The organism is Leptospira barantonii (assembly GCF_002811925.1).
Lineage (GTDB): Bacteria > Spirochaetota > Leptospiria > Leptospirales > Leptospiraceae > Leptospira > Leptospira barantonii.
This window is the reverse complement of sequence record NZ_NPDS01000011.1, coordinates 50,164-72,520: the sequence shown is the minus strand read 5'-3', so window position 1 is coordinate 72,520 and position 22,357 is coordinate 50,164. Positions and strand designations below refer to the sequence as shown.

Here is a 22,357-nt window from a genome sequence, read left to right as displayed (position 1 = left end):
TCTTTCGTTATTGAATCGAATATTCCCGAAGACAATAATTCCCGGAAGGATGTTTGTATTCTTTTTTGAGAACGGTGCTTTTTCCCACCGCTGCGGAACGGATCGCGAACTTCTCCATCATCTCCTTTTGAGCGCAGGTCGGTGCGATCACGAGAGCGGATGAGAATTCTTCCCAGGACTTCCACTTGTGTCTGGAATCGTTTCTGTATTTTCCTTTGGAGAAGGTTTTCATTCTCATAAGAAGATCGATTTCGGACGCGATCAATCGTCCCTTCTTGTCGAAGTTGAAGTCCTCGTGAAATCCGTTGAATACGATGTATTTTCCTTCGGGAGAAATTTTTGCGGTTAAGTCTCTCGCCGGTTGAAACAGATCCGTTTGAAATCCTTTCAGACAAAAATACTGAACCTTTTCAAAACTATTGCGCAGAAGCCCGCCTTCCCGAACATACAAACTGGAACTCCATACGAACACGATCGTTCCGAGAGTGATCGCGGCGATCCGAACATTTTGCAATTCGTCTTCGATAAAACGAAAGATCCAAAGCGAAAAAACGGTGAACAACGCGGGTAAGGGAGGGAATACGTGTCTCAACTGTTTGTTGCCCGTGGTCGCGTCGATGATGATATATTGCAAAAATAGAATGCTCGTGATCGCCACCAAAGGATCTCGAAACGTTTCCGTGACGGATGAAAAAAGATTTCCTTTGTTTTCTTTGATTCTGTTTTTAAAAAACCAAAGAATCAACAACACAACTCCGAAGAAAAAGATCCGGAAGATCCAAGGTTCTTGGAAGACATGACTGACCGGACTTGTCGTCGTTGGCGAGGAGAATAAAGCGAATACGAAACTTTTCACGTATTCGTTTACGATCATCTGCGCGTTGATCAGACTCATCACCCGGTCCGGGTTTGCGAAGATCCAAGCGAGAGAAGGTGCGATCGCATAAAGATAAATCGCTCGGATCGAGGAAGGGGCGATCTTTTTCCATTCTTCCCTTTTAGAATATAAGAAAAGATTAAAGTCGATGAACAATAAAACGGTGCAGTAGTAGATGATGAGTTTGAATTGTCTTTGGTCGAGGTTCAGATTCGTCACAACACGGAGCACGGGAAGAGACAACACGAGCAAAACCACGAGAATGACGAAAATTCTCCGTAAACCCTTATAACGAGCGGTCAGGGCAAACTTTAGAATTTCGGAATATTCTTTCGGCTTGGAAACGACCTCGTAGATAAAGATCGCGATAAAAAGAAGAAGTCCGTATGGATATTTCGTAAAAAACAAGCCGAACAGAGAAAGAAACACGGACCATTCTATCTTTTCTTTGGGATCGAATTCGTTCCGAAATAAGTCCGTTTCCGTCTGGCGATAGATCTTATAAAGAGTATAATAAGTCCATAATAGAAAGAACATGCCTTGAGTTTCGAGCATGGAGGAAAGGCTATAAGACGGAGCTTCGGTCGTATGCAGGGTCAACGCTAAAGTAAGAATCGAAGTCAGACCGGCCTTAAAGAACGAACCCGTAATTTGATAAACGACATAGAGAATCGTAGGAAAGCAGATAACGTAGAAAATCAATCCAAGGAAAGAATCCTTCCAAGTGATCGGCATATCGCCCGGCGTCAAAAGAAGCAACAAAGACAGGAAGGAACGAAACGGAGGCCAAGTGGGGGATTCCAAAAACGGAAAGAAGGCCCTCCAGAGTTTGAAATCACGGAAGTCTTGAAACTGATCGAGAACTACGTTGAGACGAATGTTTTCATCCCAGGTCAAAAGATCTTTGAGACTACAGGTGCGAATGAAAATTTCCCAGTTGCGAAACCCCATATAAAACGCGAGTCCCAAGGAAACGAAACAGAGCAGAAGACCCGGAATCAGAAGTTTGTCTTTTTTCATATCTATCTCCAGAGGGAAATCGGGCGTTTATGATTTTTTCTTTGCGGTCGTCGATTTTTGTTTTTTCGAAACGGAGGAATAAACGTCCTCGATCACGTAAAGCGGTCTGCTTTTGGATTCGTCGTTCACTCGGCTCAAATATTCTCCGATCATTCCGAGCGCGAGAAGTTGAGTTCCGCCTAATATGAGCACTACGATCATCATCGAACTCCAGCCGGTGATCGTTTCGGAGGTGAAAATTCTCAGATAAATGACGTATAACGCGTAGATTGCCCCGCCGAACGCGGTGAAAAATCCGAGATAAGAGGAAAGTTTGAGCGGAGCCGAGGAGAAGGAAGTGATTCCGTCTAACGCGAATTTGAGCATCTTTCCGACGGAGAACTTGGTCACACCTTCGAAACGTTCTTCCCTTTCGTATTCGAGCCCGGTTTGTTTAAAACCGATCCAGGAAATCAAACCTCGGATGTAACGGTGTTGTTCCCGCATGGAACAAAGAACGTTCGTGACTCTTCTGCTCATGATTCTAAAATCTCCCGTGTCGATCGGAATGTCGAAGCGGGTGATCTTCTTTAGAATTCTGTAAAATACGTGAGCGGTTAAAAGTTTGAACCAGGATTCTCCGGGTCTTTTTTTTCGTTTCGCATAAACGACGTCGTATCCTTCGTGCAGTTTTGCGTAAAGATCGCTTACGAATTCGGGAGGATCTTGAAGATCTCCGTCCATCACGACGACCGCGTCTCCGAGAGCCGTGTCGATTCCCGCCGTGATTGCGGTCTGATGTCCGTAATTTCTGGAAAGGTTGACGAGTTTATATCCGTTCGTCTGAGAACAGAATTTTTTGAGTACCGAAAAACTTTCGTCTCTCGATCCGTCGTTTACGAAAAGAACTTCTAAGTCGTCCTTTTTAAAGGAATGTTCGGAGCTTAAGAGATCTTGCAAAATCGCGAGTCTTCTCGTAAGTTCGGGAATGGTTTTTTCTTCGTTGTAGATGGGGATGACTACGGAAAGGAGAGGAGGTCTTTCGGCCATAAGAGTACCCGTAAGGATCGTAGAAGTCGGCTTTTTGTCCAGAATTATTCCCCCGATTCATGCAAGCTATCGTTTGCTACACTTGCGGACTTATCAGTTTTAACGGATATGTTTTTGCCCTGATTTTTAGTGCTCCGCGAAAAATTCTCTTTACAAATTGCCAGGAAATTAAATTATACTTGCATCCAATATCCAAGTCAGGGTTATGAAAATCAAAGTCACCACTAAAAACGACGTCCACATCATCAAGATTGAAGGGCCGATAAAAGCGGGAAATGAGTTCGAGTTAGGTCAAAAAATCGAAGAGTACATTTCCAAAGGTGACGTTCCGAAATTTATCATCGATTTGAAAAAAGTTCCCTTTATCAACTCCGCCGGACTCGGTATGTTCCTCAATATCTACAAACATATCGACGGCTTAAAAGGAAGAATGGTTTTTACCAACTTGAATTCCGACATAGAGAACTTAATGGAGATTACAAAACTCGCCAGCATCTTCGAGATCTACAAGACGTTGGAAGAGGCACTTGAATCTTTCGAATACTGATTCGTTCAGAAGTCGTGGAAACTTTCAAACGTCATTTCGAGAAACATAGACGACTTTACTATTCTCTATTTAGTCTATTAATTATTTACAAACTCGTATTCAATCGATTTACGGGTCAGTTGATACTATCCAAAGCTCTACAAGGTTCCATACAAGGAACCGCGAGTTTTACGGTAACAAAATTCTCCCTTCTATACGGGATCACGCTCGAAAATGTTCTCCTCAGATCGGATGCGACCTTCGAAGAACGACCGGTTCTTTCCGTAAAGGAACTCGATCTTTCCTACAATCTCCCCTGGATCTTTTTCGGAAGAGCCAAACTTTCCAGAGTCGCGGTCGTCGGCTTGCAGGTCGATCTCAGACAGAAAAATGGAGAATGGAACCTCGCAAAACTTTTCGCTTCCTCCAAAGAAGAACCGAAACAGGAAGAAGCTCCTTCCTCGCCGTTGGAAGACATTTCCACATACATTCCGGTCAGCGCTTATTTGAATCTGGAACTCAAGGACATCTTTGTTCACGTCGTATCGGAATCGGGCGCGTCTTCGTATAAGGCGGGCGTGGACGGTTTCAATCTCGGCTTGGAGCTGGACACGGTACGATTTCGCAAGATTCCGCTTAACGTGCGCATTCTCCAGCTAATCGACGTTATACGCTTTAAGATGAATCCGGAAAAAACGGTTCGAATCTATTTCGAGGACGATTCCAAATCCTTGGATCAACCGTTTCGAATCGGCTTAGAATTGTCCAGAGACGATTCCGTTCCCGGCGGAATGTTGATCTCGAAAGCGGATATCGGCTCCGATTCGATTCCAATCCGAGTTCGCAATCAGTTACTGGCCCCTTTCGGATTCGGTCTTAAGTATCAACTCGGTTATCTTGAAAAAGAGGACAAACTCAAACTCGAAAGTCTCGAACTCAGGGTCAATCAGGACGTTTGGTTGTCTGGCGCGGGAGAAATTTCGGGAGTTTCCTCTAAGGAAAGAAACGTTCAGTTTTCGATTCAAAAATCATCCATTCGTTTAAAACCTCTATCCGATTTTTTATCCACGATCCCAGGAATCCCGAAGATGGTTTTGGACGGAGAATTGCGTTTGGCTCCGATCACCGTCTCGGGTAAGGACACTCGTTTGAAGTTGAGCGCGGATATCGGAGCGAAGGATCTTTTGATTTCCACGGGGGGAAAAAATCATAAGATTCCGGAGTTAAAACTCGTAGCCGATTTTATTCTTCATCCCCTAACGGAAGAATCGCCTAACGCGAGTAAGCCGATTCCGCTTCTCGAAAACGCGGAACTCAAGGAATTTTTAGTAACGTACAACGGGATTCAATTGGCAGGAACGGGAAGTATTCGTCACGGAACGGAACTCGACCTGGATCTTGCGGTTCAGAACTTAAATCTTACCGATTACGTAAAAACTTTGAACGGAATTTTGGGTCTTCAGATGAAGATCGGTGGAACATTCCATTCTTTGAATGTGAACGGCTCCGTTCAACTCGCGGGTTTTCGTTTTCCGATGGGAAGAGGAAAGTCCGCTCCGATTCCGGTGAACTTGGATTTGAAATCTCAGATTCAATTCGGAAAACCGTTCGTTCCCGATCTGATCCGTTTGGATTCTCTTTCTCTCGTTACGAAAGGGGTGGAAGGAAAGGAATCTCTTTCGATCGCTTCGAACGGAACGATGTATCTTACGAAAGGGTTTCGGATGAATCTTCCTTCTCTCGTTTTAAAAACGGAGTTGGATCGTCTAACGCCTACACTTCCTCTTTCTCTTCGGGAAAGTCTGGTTCCGGTTCGCAATAATCTCGGAAACAAAATCACTCTTACGGGTGGAGTGGATTATTCGATCGTGGACGGAGCACAATCGATCTTAGGGAAACTTCTTTTTGACTTACCCGGCATTCAGGTTCGAGATTTAAAAGCGGATCTTGACGTAAAGATCGCAAAGGATTCTTCCATCAGTCTTCCTAAGTTTGATCTTTCCGCGTTCGAATCCAAGTTTAGAATGGAAGTTGGCGGCAATCTTCGTAAAGCTTCCAAGAACGAAGAGGGAGTTTTCGGAGATTTGATTCCCGATCTGAAGGGAAGTATCGTTTTGAAATCGGATAAGACCGCGTATCTTTTTAAGGGAATCAGCTTCGAAGGACTGTTTGCGATCAACTTCCGTTTAAAAAATTCGATCGCGAACGGAAGTCTCGTTTCTAAAAACTCTAACTTCGGTTATGCGAACGCGTTTTGTCCAGGCGAGGATTGTAAGCTCTATCAAATCGAAGGATTGAACGCGGAATTCCCGTTCGTTCACGATCTTTCCTTGAAAACGACTCAGAATCTGATCGACGGAAACAAGGAAAAGTTCATCAAAACGTACGGAAGAATTCCGGTTCCGAACTTTACGATCAAACAGATCGTCGGAACACATCCTTCGATCAGCGGAATTCCGTTCGATTATGTGAAACCCAGAAACGGTCAGCCCGGTTTGTCCGCGAGGATCGACTATTCGGAGAACTTTCTTAAATTAGAATATTTGAAAGTGTTTACGCTCGACGGTCTTGTCAACGGAAAGGATATCATCGTCAACGTCGGCGAAGGGAAACCGGAAACAATGGAGTTCAGCGCGGTGATTCAGATCAAGGATATCGATCTGAAACAATTGCTTCCTCCGAAAAACAGATCCAAGATAGACGACGGTAAGATCAAGGCCGACTTGAACGTTTCGGGAAGAAATCTCGCCGATCCGATTCCGAACATCAATCTTTTCTTCAGCGTATTTCAGATCGGTCAGGACTTCGCGAAAAGTGCGGTCAATATTTTCACACCTTCGAACGTTTTTACGGATTTTATCTACAACAGTTACGCGGTGGATAAGATCGAAGTGGAACTTTCCAAAGGTCTTGTATACGCGGTCATTCAGTTTAAACGATCCATTTTAAATACGATCATCAATTTGGAAAATAGCCAGATCTCCCAGCAGAGAATGCCCCTTGCCAACTTCTTGAAGCGGGCCAGATCCGAAATCGACACGTATCAGTGAGGATAAACCGACTATGAAACGTAAAATTCTAAATCAGAACATTCTAATATTCTTATTTTTTATCCCGTTCATTTTTGTCTTTTTTGCGGGTTGTATTATCAAATCCCCTTTGATTACGTTTACTCAGACTCAGACTTCCTCCGAAAAACAGATGATCGGAGAGGATCGTATCTTAGAAAAGGACGGTTGGCTCATTTCTTCGATCAAAACTTCCTCCGCCGGCTCCGAGGTTTGGAAAAAGGATTTTTCGGGGGATAGCTACGCGAGAGGAGATAAGAATATTCTAATGTCCTTAAGGGCTCTCGCGTATCTCGCGCCGGAAATCAAAACATGGAAAGAGGAAGGTTTTTTAGCGGAGGGTCTCGACGGCAAACTCAGAATCAATCCCGCTACTTCCGAAGTGGGAATCAAAAACGAACTTTCGAAAAAAGAAGTCAAAACGAGAATCGATGCTCTTGTGGCTCTTGCAAACGAACATAGAAGTAAGGTGATCGCTTCCCGATCCGAAGGAGATTCCAAGACGACTTCCAAAGAAAACGCGGAACATCTTAAGAGCCATCTCGAACAAACCTGGTATCGCCTTGTGGAAAAGGGAGAATACTACGAAAAGTCTCCCGGTAAATGGACTCGCAAGGAGTAGGTCATGTTTCGAATCGGACTTACCTTTCTTTTTAGTTTTTTCTTTCTCTATCATTGTTCCGTTTTTCGCGCGTCCGCAAAGATCAAACCTCTCGAATTCAATTATTCATCGATTGCGGTAAACTACTTCACGCCCGAAAACGAAAAACCGTTTCCGTTGACGGTGCAAAGAGGGAACAACCTCTACAACTCAACAACCGCGGATGGACGTTATCTTTTTTATACGACCGGTCAAAAGGGAAACTATGACATTTGGTTTCGCGATCTAAAAAGTTCGATTACGGTTCCCGTTACGGAACATCCCGCGCCCGAGTTTAAACCCGCGATCAGCCCGGACGGTAAGAAGTTAGTCTTCGTTTCCGAACAATACGATTCTTCCGGAGACCTTGTGCTTCTCGAAATGGATCCGAATTATTGGGCGGAAAAAATTCTTCAGGGGAAACGTTTTCTAAATTCAGATTTTAGAATATTAACGAATCCTGATTTTAAAGAACCGGGTAAAAAGGATTCCTTTACGGATACGGATCCTTCCTTTTCACCTGACAGTCGTCACCTCGTTTTTTCCACGGATCGCCTGACTCCCGGAATTCAAAACTTAGTCGTGTTGGATACGGATGGCAAACAGCCGATGAAACTTCTCACACAAAACGGAGGAGCTTCTCCCGAATGGTCTGCGGACGGAAATTCGATCGTTTATCTTTCTTATCAAGACGGATCGACGGGGGATATTTATCTCTTGGATCTTTCTTCGGGGAAGAATGAAAGAATTACGAAAGATTCTTATCTGAACTTTTCGCCTTCCTTGTCGAACGACAAACGTTATCTGTATTATACTTCTATTCGAAACGATTCGAACGGAAACGGACGTTTGGACGAACGGGATAACAGTTTGATCGTGAGAAAGGACTTGAAGACCGGTTCCGTTCGTCAGTTGACCGGCGGAAACGATTCTTTGTTCGATTCCAAATTCTCCACTTTTAACGGAGGTTCGGTTTTATTCACTGCGGCATATTATAATACTCTAAACATCTATTTCATTCCCGCCTCCGGTTCCGTTTCCAAGGAAAAGGACGTGATTTCCCAATACGAACTCGCTTTGAAATACAGGGATAAACAGAGTTTCGAGGATTTTCTTTTGGCGATCGACGCGATCGAGTTTTATTTTTCAGAGGATCCGATTTATCCTTTGATCCGCGCAAAGGCTCTTCTTTTGAAATACGAGGAAGCACGCGGGGCCGGAAGAATCGGAGTCGCGGATACTACGAAAAAAGAAATTCTCGCTTCTCGTTTGAATCCTGTGAACGGACTCGCCTACGGTTTGTCGCTTGTCCAAGAAAGAAAGAATTCGATTCCATCCGCGATCCAAGAGATCCGGAAATACTACGATCAGATTCGTTCGGTTTCTTCCGTTGATAAGAACGTTTTGGCTTCTCTTTTGGCAGAGGAAGCCGATCTGTATCAAAAATCCGGAAACGTGGAGCGTTCCTTACAAGTATATGATGAAATTCTAAATCGTTATTCTTCGTATTATCGGATCCGGGACATTTTTAGAAAGTCGGGCGATCTTCGTTATAAAAACGCATCGTTACACGGTTATAAAATTCCGGAAACTTTTTTCAGAGTTGCGAACGATCCTCAGATCGGAAAAGAAGATCTGAGACTTCTCTACGAACAGATTGATCGGGAAGTGATCGCCGGTAAAAATTTCGCGGAACGCACGAGCGCGGCGGAAATTTCGATCTCTTCCAATTCTCTCTCCACAAAGTCCAAAAGATTGAACGAGTATTTTTTATACGTTAAGGCTCTCGGCCTGAACGGAAAGGGTTCATTCGAAGAAAGTAACGCGTTGTTGAATACGTTTTTGTCCGGCGTCCCGGAGGCCGATCCTCTTTTTTTAAAAGGACATCTATTGAAGTCGAATAACTTCAAAGGTCTCGGAGAGGTGCAGAAATCCTTCGACGAACTTAGAATCTATCTTGAAAAATACGATCCGCTTCTCGGAGTCGATTTGGACGAAAAGGAAATCGAACGTTCCTTTATTTATTTCGAGAACAAGGCTCGAGACCACGATCGAAGGGGGAATCTTCAGGACGCGGCCTTTCATTATTTCTACAACACGGAGAACATGTTCCTCGTTAAAAGCAGGAACTTGTTTCTGGAAACCTTATATAAGGAATATGCGGTATACTATCAAAGAATGATGGTCGATTCCGTCTTCAAACTCTCGGGATCGTTGAGCGAAGAAAAACAAAAAGCTCTTTTGAGTCAGTTGGACGTGATCGACATCGCGAGCGTGGACCCTTTGGCCGAAGAGGGGTTAGCTTACATCAATCAATACTATAAGATCGCTGTTCCCAGGTCCAGACCCGTATTGGACTTGGCGACGTTATACGGTTATTCGTATTATCTGGTAAATCGAAGTGTGATCCGCGAAACTTATTACAACGCGGCGAACTCCATGACTTCCGCGCGAAAGGAAGAGATTCTCCGAGACTTTAAACAAGCTGAATATGAACTTCGATGGATCATATTCGCCGATCCGAGATACTACGAAGCCTATCAGCTTTTGGGTTGGATGTATCAGTATGTGGACATTCTCAAAAACAGAAAATCCGGAGAAGATCAACCGAACGACGAGGAAAAATATTCGAGCGTTTATAAGAAATATTTTCCCGAAAAGAATTTCGAGGAGAATATAGAACTCTACAGTCAGGTGCTTGAGCTTCTCGGAGAAAATTTCGAAAACAAAAAGGCTTTGTCCGATCTACGCTTGAACCTCGGGAACAATTACTTTCTTCTGAAAAATTATCCGAGAGCCAACGAGCAGTATTCCAAGGTTGACTCGCTTTCCGATTATATCATCTCCAAAACTCAGTTCGAAAACTATCGTCAAAAGGCGATGTTTCTTTTTAACTCGGCGAGATCTTCGATCTACGTAGCCGATTACAAGGCCGCGGTCGGGAAACTGAAAGCGGCATCCAATCTCTATTTCGAAAACGAATCCAAAAGAACCATGATTGGAAAGGATAGCGCGGAAAAACTCCAACAATACAAACTCAAACTTGCGTTGTTGTTTACGTTAACCGGTCTTTCGTATATGGAATCGGGAGAATTTTCGAACGCGATTCTGTATTACAAGGACGCTCTATCTTTGAACGGGGACAACGGTTGGATCGACCCGGTCAATCTTCACAACGGACTTGCGTTGTGTTATCAAAAATTAGGAAAGTTTAAACTATCCGAATCCCATTTGAGCGAAGCAGACAAAATCGTTTCGAACCGAGGAAGTATCGGTTGGATTCCCAAAGGCGTTAAACTCACTTTTTGGGATTATTTTTGGGACGTCATCTGGGAGGTCGCGCTTCCCGACGGAGTTCGAATTTCGGGGGAGGGAAGATTTCCCGAAGCGATTTCTCCCAAGTTTCAACCTTTGATGACGAGCGGAATCCGTGTCAACAACCTGATCGCTTCTATGGAAGTGGAGAAGGCAATCGAAGAAATCGATTTGCGATTGTCCTATGTTCGATCCAAAAGTTTGGAATCGACGCTTGCAGGTTCCTTAATACAGTCCAATTCGTTTAACGATTTGGGTTATCTGAATTTTAAAAGGGAAGAGTTTGCAAAAGCCTCAAAAATTTACGAACAAGCCGAAGAATTCGAAACGGATGCCGGGTTTGCATCCAAGGCAAGAACCTCCTTCAAACGCGCTCTTTATTCTTACTTCGGTCATTTAGAAAACTCGAAAGAAGATCCTAAAATCGAATTGGAAACTTTGCGTTCCGGTGCGGAACGTTTGTTTGCGTCCAAGGAGAATTTTATCAAATCCTGTTTGGGCGATTCCTTACAGGAAGAATTGATTCTTTCCGAAACCAAAAAATGTATTTTACGATTTTATAATGCGTATCCCGATCACGATCCGATCCTGGCTCTCGTTTATTATTACCAAGGAGAACAACTTTTCCGTTCGGGCGACGTTTTATCCGGATTCGAATTGTTCGGAAAAGCCGCCGGCCTTTTGGAAAATCCGTCTCAGGTCCCGAAAGAGATCGTCGGACTCGCGGGAGATCCGTATCCGAGAAAGGAAAGAATTCTTCATTCCATAAGCAGAGCGAATTTATACGCGAGACTCGGCGATTCCGAAAAGGCGATTTTCGTTTTGGATTTGGCGTCCGAATCCGCAAACGAATTTTATTACATTCAGGAATGGATCGAAGCGCTCGTAACACAAGCCGAGATATTTAGAAAAGAGAAAAGTTACTCGAAGGCGAAAGAAAAAATCGATCGCGCTAGCGCGCTTCTCATGTCTCATCCGCATTTGATAAGCGAACTTAAGTATTTTGTAATACGTAAACTGTTTAAGATTCAGTCCGAAATCAATTTTGAATCCGGTAGATCCGCGGAAGGATTTAAGAGTTTGGATCGATTGCATAGATTGAATTTGTATCGGCAGTTCGTAAGAATTCCTCACGAATCCGAAAACTCAGAATTTACGGAGTCCGTTTTAAAACTTCAGAATATGCTAAAGAAGCAGAAATCCGTCTACGGAGCGGTTCAAGGCGCGCTCGAAAAAAAAGAAAAGTCGGAAACCCTCATTCGAGATTATCAAATTCTTTCCAAAGACTTGGAAAAAGAATTGGCAACGATCCAATCGAAGAATCAAAACCTCGACGGTTATCTCGGAATTTTTTCGGAAGAACCTTCGGCTCCGGCCCTTTTGAATGCGGGAGAGGGTTACCTTAGAATCGAAAACGTTCTGGACAAGATCAGAATTTATAAGGCAATAAACGGCAAAGAGGAATATTCGGAATACAAGGGGAAGCTTGAAGACGAGTTTCGACAAAACGTTTCTTCCGGTAAAATTACTTTTTCTTCACAGAAAACCTGGTTTGTGCAACTGGGCGATCATATCGAACTTGAAAAAATTCGAAACGTTCTTCCCGAAAAATTTTCTCTCGTGTTTAGAACCTCTCATCTCAAACCCTTGCAGGAAAAAGATCAGAGAACCCTTCGAAACGCCGCGGTTTTAAACGGAGCGCCTAACTCCGATTCTACGCTCAACGTTCGCAATATAAAGGCGAACCAGGTTTTCAATCGATTGTTGGATACGGATCTGATCATGAGTCCTCTGCCGAATCCGGGAGGGGATAATTCTTTCGGGGAAAGCAATTCCAAGAATTATCTTTCGATTCGAAATCTTTTTCACAATCAAAACGAAATTTCCTCCGCTCTTTTTTACGATGAATCGGCCTTGGATTTGGGTAGAATTTCCGAAATTTACGAAGTGTTAAACGCATCAGGAATTCGTAATGTAGCGATCTGCGATTCTAAGGCGAACTGCAAAACGGTTTCTCCCGAAACGATTCTTTCGGGGAACGTTCCGGGAGCTCTTTTGTTGGGTTCGAGTCTGCTTCGGAAAAAAGACAATTATCGATCGAACGAAAATCTTCACGAAGCGGCGCGCGAACAAGAACGAAAAGATAACATTCGAGAGGCTTATACACACGCGTTTTCGTTTCGATCCTTTCAGAAAAAAGAGGACCCGATCGTTTCCGGAGAATTGGATCTCCTCCGTTTAAAATGGAAACTTTCACCCGGTGTTTCGATGAAGGAAATCTACGGAGATCTTTTGAAAAACACGAAGGATGACGCGTCTAAGGATTCCGTTTTGTTTTCCGCGCTTATAACCTGTTATTTAGATAAGAAGGCCGCCGATTGTGCTTCCTATTCTCCGAACGACGTAAACGACGTTGCCAAAAAGAATCTACTAAATTCCTTATATTCTTTTTCGAACGGGACTCCCGTTTCTCCGTCCGCGCTCAAGATCTCGGACAAAACGATCGCATCGTATTACGATCCTTATTTATATTATAAGAATATTCTAAAAATCGCAAGAACGAATTACGAGTCCGAGGTCGGGGAATTCTCCGCAAAACTCGCCCTCGAACTTTCGAACGATTCCGAGGAAACCAAGGAAGTAGAAGAAGAACTTCAGGGTTTATACGCGCAGAAATACTTTCTTCAGGGCGTCGTTTTGAACAAAAATCAGATTTTTCGTAAGGAAGAATTGTATCTGATTCTTTCCGGAAACTGGAAAGATGCGCTCGAACTTCTGAAAAAGAAGGAAGACGAAGAGGATACGGGAAGGTTCCGAGAAAGATTGTTCCGGAATTGGAAAAGCGAAATCACGGGAGCTTGGTTTTCTCCGTATTCTCTTTATTCCGAAGTGCACGGAAATTCGTTTAAACTTTTCGAGTCGCTCGATCCGGAAGAAAGAAGTCTTTTGTATCACCTAATTTTGTATGTCGTTCCGTTTCAGGAAAACGAAGAAGTCGATCTGCTCGCGGATTCTTTGGTTCAATACGAATGGAATACGGGAGCGAAGTCCAGGACGCTTCGTATGGTTTTGGGTTATGCGCAGACTCTTCTTTCCCGAGGAGAATTGAACAAAAGCCAGGATTGGATCGATAAAATCGGTTCTCGATTTAAGATCGGGGACGATTTCGGATCCATATTCAAAGATAAGAATATTCTAATGAATAAACTTTCCTTTCATAAGGGCAAAACCCCCGAGGTTTTAAACCCCGGGGAAAAAACGGAGTGGACTTCGTTGTATGAAAAGGCCTCGACTAAGTCTCCGAACGAGTTTATCGAATTTTTAAATTCTACGATCCGTGCCAAACGGGGTAAAAGTTTTAGTTCCAAGGAAAGAATCGAACTTGGGGATTTTATCACGTATCTTCAAAAACTTTCCTTTAAAAAGAACAGTTCGGAAGTGTTTTTCGATCTCGCGGTCGCTAAGGATTTCTTGTCGCTCGCTCGTCCTTTGATCTTAAATTCGAATCCGGATTATAAGGACATCGGAACGTTTACGAGCGTTTCGGAAAGGCTCAAAGAAAAACTTCCGGCCGATCAAGAATTTCTCGCTGTGATGGACTTGGGTCTTGAATCTTTTTACATTCGTTTTTTAAAAGGAAAGTCTAAAGGAGATCTCGCGTTTAAGGACAACCGAAAACTCAGAGCGTCCGTGTTTCAGTATTTGGAAGAATCGGCGCGGGGCGGTTACGAGGTTCTTCTGCGCGAAGAGTTGGAAAACGAATACAGAAGAAACATCAAACTCACAAAGAACAAACTTACGTATTTGTATTTGAGTTCGTATCATTTTAGAATTCCGTTGGTGCCGAGAACGGAAGATAAATTTTATCTTGTGACGGATCCTGAGTCCCTGCTTGTGAATCCTGTTTTTTCGACAAAGGAAGAATTTGTTCCGGAATATCAGATTCAATTTTTAGCAAGTTCCAAACAACAAGAGGCTTGGAAAAAATCCTTAAAGGATCTGGAAGTCTTCGAAGCAGGTTCGGGCAAGTTGGGTGGAGATCCTAAAAGCCGTCTTTACATTCTTCAAGAACCGTTGGAGATCGTAAATCAGGTCAGCTTGAATTTTGCGGGAGGATCTCTTCCGAATTCATACGGAACCTTGAGAAAAGGGAATTGGATTTTTACTTCTTCTTATCTCGACGAGGAACGTTACGATATTCAGAACTACAGGGATTCTTTTTATTGGATCGCTCAGAATTTTTTAAGTCCGGGTGTGATCTTTATCGGAGATCAGACGGATACCGCGCACGTGGACTTTTTGAAACGTTTTACGAAACGGAGCAACACCCGAATTCCTCTCTATATTCGTTTTCAAGAAACCCTGGACGCGATCAAGGAAGCGCATCCTCTGGATCGGGTTTGGAACGGTTATCGATTGTATACGAATAGTATTATATTAGAAGAATAGAGTGTAATTTTGATACGAAGTCGGTCGTTGATAAACTTGTGCCGCCGAACTTGGGCGGCTACGTTGACGATTTCAAGAATCTTCTTTTGAAATTCGTTCCGACGTTCGGTTTCAATCGGCCGTTTTGTATTCGAACGGAGTTTTCCCCGATTTGTCTTTTATATTCGGATTCGCGCCTTGGCTGAGAAAATATTCTACCAACCAGCGGCGGTTCCAACCTCGGGCTGCAATGTGTAACGGCGTTTGCCCCTGATTGTTCTTAGAATTAATTTTTGCGCCGTGTTTTAAAAGTAACTTCAAGATTTCCTTTTTATCTTCCGCGAAATAGGTCGCCAAATGTAAGGGGGTTTGACCGTCGTCGTCTTTGGCGTTCACATCGGCGCCGTTCTCTATAAAGTATTTTGCATATTCATATTTATATTTTGAACCGAAAAGGTCGACCGCTTCGTGGAGAGGTCTATTGTTTCCGCCTGATGAAGAGGAAATTTCAAGATTTGCCTTTCCTTTTTCCACTAAGAGTCGAATGATTTTTAAACGTATATCCGGGTCCGGAATTCCTCCAACACGCTGGGCATGTATGAGCATAGGTTCCTGATCGAATTCGGAGTTCGCATCGGCTCCTTTTTCTAAAAGTAGTTGGACGATTTCTATGTTTCCTTTTTCGATCGCGTAGCCCAAAGGCGATCTGCCATAGTAATTAAAATTGACGTCCGCACCTTCCTGAATTAACTTTCTGGCGTTTGTTGTATCGTTCCGTTTGATTTTTACTATCAGAGGACTTGCTTTGAGAGCGCTCGACGATTTTTTCCAATTATAGTTTACGGCGAGAGGAGCCGAAATCGGGAGAAGAATGGTATCCATAACCAAACAAAGAGGAAAGTCAATGATTGCAGCTATCAGTAGAATCGCTGATTCCGCTGAAAAATGAGGATCGAGCCAAGATCGTACTCCGCCGTAGATAAATTTAGGAGAGGTTTCGTAATCCGGATGATTTTGACGGCCATAATCGTTCTGGAAATTTTTCTCTCGGATTCGAATGGGTTTATTCACGTTTTCGTACAACGTCCACACAGAGAAACAATTCCAGGAAACGCTCGCGGCGAAAATGAATACGAGTTTTAGCAAAACATTCATATTTTTTTATATCGATTCCCGATGTGTGAAGGACAGATTTTTACTTTTTTAACAGGCAATCCGTGCTTGAAACGACTGTCATTTTATAAGAATTGCTTACGTTAAGCGATCGTTTAGTCGCGACGAACCAGTCGTAGTTCCGACAATTTTGTAGGAATACAAAGGCGCCCCCACCCTGAATTGGGCGGTGGAGGCGGGCCTTGTGGGAAAACTTCGGGAAATTTTCCTATATCAGAAAATCATAAACTTGTCCACACAAATTGGCCAATCCTGTCGGAACATTCAAAATTTCTAATAAATATTATATCTTAAAACTTCCGCGAACCAACCGTAGTAGTTCCTACAAATCTCCGTAAACTTCTTTGATCACCGCATGCTTCCTTCTTCAACGCGCGGCTTCGAGCAACTTCTTTCTTTCCTCGTTGGAAAGATCCACAAGCGTTCGCATTCTTTCGTGAAACTTCGCAAAGTTTCGATCCGCTTTTGTAAACTCGCGGTGAAAAAAATCGGTTCCGGAATGATAGCGAAGATAACCTACGAAGTCTTCGTTGTTCCAGTTTCTCGTAGCGAGTTTGTCCAAGTGGATCGTTTTGAATTCTCTCTTAGCGGAAAGAAGTGAGTTTTTAAATTCTTCCAAGATTCTTTTTTTGCCTTCGAGTTTTTCGGAATCGCTACCTGAACCTTCGTATAACTTTCTAAGTTTACCCGCGGTTTCCACGAGTAAAACTTTGAGTTTTTTAGATTCTTCCTTTTTCAAAAGAATCTCTTTTTTAATCGGACTTTCTTTTCCTTCCACCGATTCCAGATAATGAAACGCTCCTTCCTCTTCGACGAAACTCGCATAACTCTCGTTAAAGAGAGAATCTCCCGGAAAATATACGGTTGCGTGCGCCATCTCGTGAAACACGAGTGAGGCGATCTCGTGAGGTTTTGTATCGTCCAATTGTGAAGAGAAAATCGGATCTTCGAACCAGCCGAGCGTGGAATAACCGGCGGTGATTCTGATTCTTGTGTCGAATCCTTTCTCTTTGAGTTCTTGCTCTTCCTTTTTCGTTTTTTCCAAATCGAAAAATCCTTTGTAAGGAACCGTTCCGGCGATCGGAAACCACCAAGTATAAGATTCCAACTTGAGAGGATAACAAGCGGATACGTGCCAACCCAATTCTTCCCGGTCGAGTTGAACGAAGGACTTGAATCCGGCGGCTGGAGCGAGTGAAAGTTCCTTGATTCCGTATTCCCGAAAGGATTCCACTTCTCTGAGTTTTGTTTTTAATTCTTCCTTTGCGGACGGATCTTGCAGGATCGTTTCGATCGATTTTCGTTTTAGCAAAATGTCGAGTTGTCCCGTTCCCAAGTGCCAGAGATAACCCACGCAGTTCTCAAGAGTGAAACATAAAAAAAGGAGAATTGCGATTCTTCCCAATCGATGTGCGGTTTTCGATTTACACTTGTTCTTCGAACAAGGAGAATCGAATTTAGGTTCTATTATGGAATTTATACGTTCACTTCCTAAGGTTGTCGTCTTCAACGGAATTCTTTTGGTCGCTCTCATTTTGATCCTGATTTTTCCCAAGGAATGTTCGTTGTCTTCTCTTTTCTCCGGCAAAAGACCGATCAATCCGGGCGAACAAAAGTCGGCGATCGAAATCCAGAATTCCTTTCGCAACGTCTATCATCTCGTTAAGGATTCGGTCGTTTCCATTCGCACGAAAAAAAGCGAATCGATCACAAGCCCGTATCACTACTTCGATTTCAGAAACGAAAGACTGGCTTCCTTCGGAAGCGGTTTTTTCGTTCATGAAAAAGGTTATATAGTTACCAACTACCACGTCATCGAAGGTGCGGAAAGTATCGAAGTCATCACCTCGAACGGTAGCGTTCATTCCGCGAAATACGTGGGAAGCCACGAACGCGCGGACATCGCTCTTTTAAAAATCCGAGAAGGTTCCGGTTTGCGTCCCATCGTTTTCGGAGATTCGGACCGGATCGAAGTGGGAGATTGGGCGATCGCGATCGGTTCTCCCTTCGGTCTCGAACGTTCCTTCAGCGTCGGCGTGGTCTCAGCGAAATACAGGGAGGATCTGGACGAAACCGGTCAGACTCATATCCAAACGGACAGCATGATCAACCCGGGAAGTAGCGGAGGTCCGCTCTTAAACATCTACGGAGAAGTGATCGGGATCAACCGTTTGATCCGAAGCGAAACTGGTCGTAACTCCGGCATCGGTTTTGCGATTCCGAGCAATTATGCTTTGAAGATTATCCGAATGATCGAGTCTAATCAAGGCAGACATATTCGTCCGGCGATTCTCGGCGTGATGGCTACGGTTCCGCTTCCCGATCATAGAATCGCATTGGGCATTCCCGATTCTTGGACGGGGGTTCTCGTTTACGATATGGATCCTCAGTCTTCGGCGGAACTCGGAGGAATCAAACGTTATGATTTTATTCTCGAGGCGAACGGAGCCCCGATCAAAAATATTAATGATCTGCGTGAACAGGTTGGAATAGTGGGACTTGGGGGCAAGATCAAGCTCCGTATCTACCGGGAGAAAACGATGCTCGAACTTCCGGTGAAGTTGATTCAAAAATAGCGGTTTTAGAATTTTAGAGGAAAGAAAGACGGGATGAGAAGAAACATCGTTCACAGCGGAGCCGATGCTCTGATCTATGAAATCAGACAGATCGTAGCCGTCGCGAAAAAACTGGAGGCTCTTGGTCTTCAGATCACTTACGAAAACATAGGAGATCCGATTCAAAAGGGAGAATCCATTCCCGATTGGATGAAAGAGATCGTTTCCAACCTGGTTCTAACGGACAAGTCCTGGGCCTACACGGCCACGCAGGGTTACGAACCTACGCGTACATTCCTCGCCGAAAAAGTAAACGAAAGAGGCGGAGCCCAGATCACCGCGGACGATCTTTTGTTTTTCAACGGACTCGGAGACGCGGTCGCGAAAATTTTCGGATTTATGAGAAGGGAAGCCCGTGTTCTCGGACCGAGTCCCGCTTATTCCACGATTTCATCCGCCGAAGCCGCACACAGCGGATATGAGCACCTAACGTATAATCTTCTTCCCGAACACAACTGGATGCCGGATTTGGAGGACATCGAGAATAAGGTTCGCTATAACGATTCCATCACAGGAATTCTTCTCATCAACCCGGACAATCCAACCGGCGCAGTGTATGATAAAACCTTAATGAAGGATATCGTAAAGATCTGCGAAAAATACGATCTGATGCTGATCTGCGACGAAACCTACGCGCACGTGAACTATTCCGATCACGGACCCTTACATCTTTCCGAGGTCATCGGAGACAAGGTGCCGGGAATGGCGCTAAGATCCATTTCCAAAGAATTTCCTTGGCCGGGCGGTCGTTGCGGTTGGCTTGAAATCTTCAACAAGGACAAGGATCCCGTTTTCAGTCGTTACGTAAAATCGTTGTTAGACGCAAAGATGCTCGAAGTATGTTCTACCACACTTCCGCAGATGGCGATTCCGGAGGTTTATTCTCATCCGGAATTTATTCCTCATCTAAAACGAAGAAACGAAAAGTTTAAAAAACGCGCTCACGCGGCGACCGAATACTTTGCCGGTTTAAAAGGTGTAAAGGTGGTCGAGCCGAAGGGAGCGTTCTATCTTACGGTCGCTTTCGACGACGGGGTTTTGAATTCCAAGATGAAGTTGAACGTGGAAAACAAAAAGGCGGACGAATTCATCCAACCTCTTTTGGGTTCCGCGGCGAACGATCGAAGATTCGTATATTATCTGCTCGCCTCCACGGGAATTTGTGTGGTTCCTTTGTCCGCGTTCTGTACGCTCAAGGACGGGTTTCGCGTAACGTTGCTCGAGGAGGACGAAGAAAAATTCGATTGGATCTATAAGACGCTTCGAGACAAGATCGGTGAGTATATCGCGTCCGCTTAAAATCGGACTGATGGATTCCGGAATGGGCGGCTTGTCCGTTCTTAAGGAACTCCTGAAATACGATTCGGAAATGGAAATCGTATATTACGGAGATCTAAAGAACAGTCCTTACGGGGAAAAACAAGCCTCCGTCGTTCTGGAACTCGTTCGAAACGTATGCAATTATTTGCAAGCGGAGAATGTGGACGCGATTCTTCTCGCGTGTAACACCGCGACCTCGGCCGCGGCGGAAACCCTCCGAAAAGAATTTAAGATTCCTATTTTCGGAATGGAGCCCGCGATCAAACCGGCGATTCTCCAGAACCCCGGAAAAAAAGTCGCGTTACTCGCAACGCCTGTCACTCAAAGAGAGGAAAAACTTCAGAAGTTAAAGACGGAACTCGGTGCGGAAGAATTGATCGTTCCCGTATCCTGTCCCGGTCTCGCCGGTTTTGTGGATAGGGGAGAATTTGCCGAGGCCGAAAAGTATCTTCTTCCGATTCTTTCGGATCTTCGCGAAAAGAAGGTGGAGATTCTCGTTCTCGGGTGTACCCATTACGTTTTTCTAAAACAGATTATTCTAAAGAACTTTCCGGAGGTCAAACTCTACGACGGAAATTTCGGAACCGTAAAACATCTTTTGAATTCCCTGGAAGCGAATGCGGACGCGGCTTCAAATGCAACCGCCGATACGAACTCGATCCCCGAAGGACCACGATCCGATTCCGGGAGAGGCCCTCATTATAGATTGATCTTAAACAGCGACGACGACTCTCACATTCGATTGGCGGCCGATCTTTTAGAATCTCCGAGCAAGGTCTAATATGTCCTCAGAGGCGGAACGTCTCATAGCGGAGATCGTTCGTAAAGAACAACGTTCTCTGGAAAAATTCTACGATTTATACGGATCGATGCTCTATTCGGTAGTTTATAAAATTCTAATGAATCGTGAAGAGGCCGAAGAGATTCTTCAGGAAGTGTTCTCGATTCTCTGGACGAAAGCCGAACAGTTTGATTCTTCCAAATCGTCTCCCTTAACCTGGATGACTACGATTGCGCGTAACGCGGCGCTTTCCAAAATCCGATCGGTGGATCATAGAACGCGAAGACAAAGTTTTGAATTTCAGGAAAGTTTTGCGGAGAATCCGAAGGTGATCCAGGATTCCGTTTTTCAAAACGTGATGGACTCGAGCCTCAGAGATAAGGTCAAAGAAGCGATCGCCGGTTTGGCGCCGGAGATTTCCATTCTTTTGGAAGAGGCATATTGGAGCGGTCTCAGTCAAAGCGAGATCGCTAAGAAATACGATCTTCCTTTGGGAACGGTCAAATCGAGAATTCGGTCGGGGCTGATGGAACTTAGGGCGTCCTTGAAGGATTGGTCGTGAATTTTTGTATGAGTTCCCACATTTTTAGTGAAATCGCGCCCCCACACTGCGATGCAACCCATAGGGAGCAACGCGCTGAGTTTATGGTGAGGTGGCGGGAAAGGAATCACCGCAAAATCTCCGATATCAGAAAAATTGAATTCGAACAAGAAGAAAAATATTTCTAAAAATTGTAGGAATTCCTACAAAACCGGACGCCGGTGTAAAAAAAATCGATCCGATCGGAATTTTCCGGAATAAAATCAAGTGGGAGTTCCTACATCGGAACCGATCGAAAGGAAACGTTGAAACAATGAATCGTAGAACTGGAAAAACGAAACTATGACGAACCCGAATTCCGACCCGATCGAACCGGCGGAAAGCTGGGAGGATTTCGTCTTTCCGAAAGAAGTTTTTTCTTCTTCGAAGGCAGAGTTGGACTTAGAGGACGTGTTTCATCTTTACGGACTTTCTTCGATGGAGGAGTTCCGACCTCATTCTTCCCTGAGGAATCAAATTCTATCCAAGGTTTTGCAAGACCCGACCGATTTGAGCACGACCGGCTTGCACGGGAACGATTCGAAAACGAAGAACGCGCCGAAATCGCACGAGGACTTTCTATTCGTCCGCAAATCGGAGGAATCGCTCTGGAAGAAAAGCGCATTCGAAGGTGTGGAATATAAAATTCTCAACCGAGATTCTTCCCGCAACACGGTAACTCTTATGATCCGAATGGAACCCGGCGCGGTGTTTCCGGCGCACCCGCACGGAAGCGCGGAAGATTGTTTTCTCGTAAGCGGCGATTTGATGATCGCCGGAACTACGATGTCGGCCGGAGACTTTCACAGAGCGGAAGCCGGATCCAAACATAAAAAATTTACCACGTCTCTCGGAGCGGAATTCCTGATCGTATCGGGAGAATCCGACTTCTCAGAATCCGAGAAATTTTTTTCCTAATTTTTGAAAGCCGATTCTTTGGAAATAAATTTCCAAAAACGAAAAAAGTTTTTTTGAAATAAATTTC

The 22,357-nt window shown here is 44.3% G+C and carries 13 protein-coding genes; 9 read left to right on the top strand and 4 right to left on the bottom strand.

What is annotated here, in order from left to right:
* Positions 1–7: 7 nt before the first annotated feature.
* Together CH367_RS20135 and CH367_RS20130 are read right to left on the bottom strand one after the other, a co-directional pair.
* Positions 8–1,897, bottom strand: a complete 1,890-nt coding sequence (locus tag CH367_RS20135) for a hypothetical protein (protein ID WP_100764297.1) — start codon at positions 1,895–1,897, stop codon at positions 8–10.
* Positions 1,898–1,924: 27 nt separating this feature from the next.
* Positions 1,925–2,926 carry a glycosyltransferase family 2 protein gene (locus tag CH367_RS20130; RefSeq protein ID WP_100764296.1) on the bottom strand — a complete coding sequence of 334 codons (1,002 nt, stop codon included), beginning with the start codon at positions 2,924–2,926 and terminating at the stop codon, positions 1,925–1,927.
* Between the two features lie 205 nt (positions 2,927–3,131).
* Here CH367_RS20130 and CH367_RS20125 point away from each other — a divergent pair, with 205 nt between their 5' ends.
* The 4 genes from CH367_RS20125 to CH367_RS20110 are packed head-to-tail and all read left to right on the top strand — an operon-like array spanning position 3,132 to position 14,924.
* Entirely contained in the window at positions 3,132–3,473 is a 342-nt protein-coding gene (locus CH367_RS20125; protein WP_000695903.1) for an STAS domain-containing protein, read from the top strand.
* 14 nt (positions 3,474–3,487) lie between these two features.
* A complete protein-coding gene (locus CH367_RS20120; RefSeq protein WP_100764295.1) occupies positions 3,488–6,502 on the top strand; it encodes an LIC_11026 family protein in 3,015 nt (1,004 codons plus the stop codon).
* A 13-nt stretch (positions 6,503–6,515) separates the two neighbouring features.
* Complete coding sequence (locus tag CH367_RS20115) at positions 6,516–7,142, top strand: DUF1318 domain-containing protein (protein WP_100764294.1); 627 nt, start codon at positions 6,516–6,518, stop codon at positions 7,140–7,142.
* Positions 7,143–7,145: 3 nt separating this feature from the next.
* On the top strand, positions 7,146–14,924 hold the full coding sequence (locus CH367_RS20110) for a PD40 domain-containing protein (protein ID WP_100764293.1): 7,779 nt from the start codon (positions 7,146–7,148) through the stop codon (positions 14,922–14,924).
* Between the two features lie 111 nt (positions 14,925–15,035).
* Here CH367_RS20110 and CH367_RS20105 read toward each other — a convergent pair whose 3' ends face one another.
* Entirely contained in the window at positions 15,036–16,058 is a 1,023-nt protein-coding gene (locus tag CH367_RS20105) for an ankyrin repeat domain-containing protein (RefSeq protein WP_100764292.1), read from the bottom strand.
* 385 nt (positions 16,059–16,443) lie between these two features.
* Positions 16,444–17,547 (bottom strand): aminopeptidase, encoded by a 1,104-nt coding sequence (locus tag CH367_RS20100; RefSeq protein ID WP_100764319.1) that lies wholly within the window; start codon positions 17,545–17,547, stop codon positions 16,444–16,446.
* Here CH367_RS20100 and CH367_RS20095 point away from each other — a divergent pair.
* The 5 genes from CH367_RS20095 to CH367_RS20075 all read left to right on the top strand — a co-directional run bounded on the left by CH367_RS20095 (position 17,546) and on the right by CH367_RS20075 (position 22,290).
* Positions 17,546–18,652, top strand: a complete 1,107-nt coding sequence (locus tag CH367_RS20095; RefSeq protein WP_100764318.1) for a S1C family serine protease — start codon at positions 17,546–17,548, stop codon at positions 18,650–18,652. The genes CH367_RS20100 and CH367_RS20095 overlap by 2 nt on opposite strands.
* 33 nt (positions 18,653–18,685) lie before the next feature.
* Complete coding sequence (locus CH367_RS20090) at positions 18,686–19,990, top strand: pyridoxal phosphate-dependent aminotransferase (RefSeq protein WP_100764291.1); 1,305 nt, start codon at positions 18,686–18,688, stop codon at positions 19,988–19,990.
* Positions 19,974–20,792, top strand: coding sequence for a glutamate racemase (murI, locus tag CH367_RS20085; RefSeq protein ID WP_100764317.1), 819 nt, complete (start codon positions 19,974–19,976; stop codon positions 20,790–20,792). Before CH367_RS20090 ends, murI begins: the two co-directional genes overlap by 17 nt.
* Position 20,793: 1 nt before the next feature.
* Positions 20,794–21,354: an RNA polymerase sigma factor gene (locus CH367_RS20080; protein WP_100764290.1), complete on the top strand. Its 561-nt coding sequence runs from the start codon at positions 20,794–20,796 to the stop codon at positions 21,352–21,354.
* A 321-nt stretch (positions 21,355–21,675) separates the two neighbouring features.
* Positions 21,676–22,290 carry a cupin domain-containing protein gene (locus CH367_RS20075; RefSeq protein ID WP_100764289.1) on the top strand — a complete coding sequence of 205 codons (615 nt, stop codon included), beginning with the start codon at positions 21,676–21,678 and terminating at the stop codon, positions 22,288–22,290.
* Positions 22,291–22,357: the final 67 nt, after the last annotated feature.

What these genes read in the sequence shown, in the direction of transcription:
- CH367_RS20135 (WP_100764297.1), bottom strand. Translation starts at nt 1,897, where the DNA reads ATGAAAAAAGACAAACTTCTGATTCCGGGTCTTCTGCTCTGTTTCGTT.
- CH367_RS20130 (WP_100764296.1), bottom strand. Translation starts at nt 2,926, where the DNA reads ATGGCCGAAAGACCTCCTCTCCTTTCCGTAGTCATCCCCATCTACAAC.
- CH367_RS20125 (WP_000695903.1), top strand. Translation starts at nt 3,132, where the DNA reads ATGAAAATCAAAGTCACCACTAAAAACGACGTCCACATCATCAAGATT.
- CH367_RS20115 (WP_100764294.1), top strand. Translation starts at nt 6,516, where the DNA reads ATGAAACGTAAAATTCTAAATCAGAACATTCTAATATTCTTATTTTTT.
- CH367_RS20110 (WP_100764293.1), top strand. Translation starts at nt 7,146, where the DNA reads ATGTTTCGAATCGGACTTACCTTTCTTTTTAGTTTTTTCTTTCTCTAT.
- CH367_RS20105 (WP_100764292.1), bottom strand. Translation starts at nt 16,058, where the DNA reads ATGAATGTTTTGCTAAAACTCGTATTCATTTTCGCCGCGAGCGTTTCC.
- CH367_RS20095 (WP_100764318.1), top strand. Translation starts at nt 17,546, where the DNA reads ATGGAATTTATACGTTCACTTCCTAAGGTTGTCGTCTTCAACGGAATT.
- CH367_RS20090 (WP_100764291.1), top strand. Translation starts at nt 18,686, where the DNA reads ATGAGAAGAAACATCGTTCACAGCGGAGCCGATGCTCTGATCTATGAA.
- CH367_RS20080 (WP_100764290.1), top strand. Translation starts at nt 20,794, where the DNA reads ATGTCCTCAGAGGCGGAACGTCTCATAGCGGAGATCGTTCGTAAAGAA.
- CH367_RS20075 (WP_100764289.1), top strand. Translation starts at nt 21,676, where the DNA reads ATGACGAACCCGAATTCCGACCCGATCGAACCGGCGGAAAGCTGGGAG.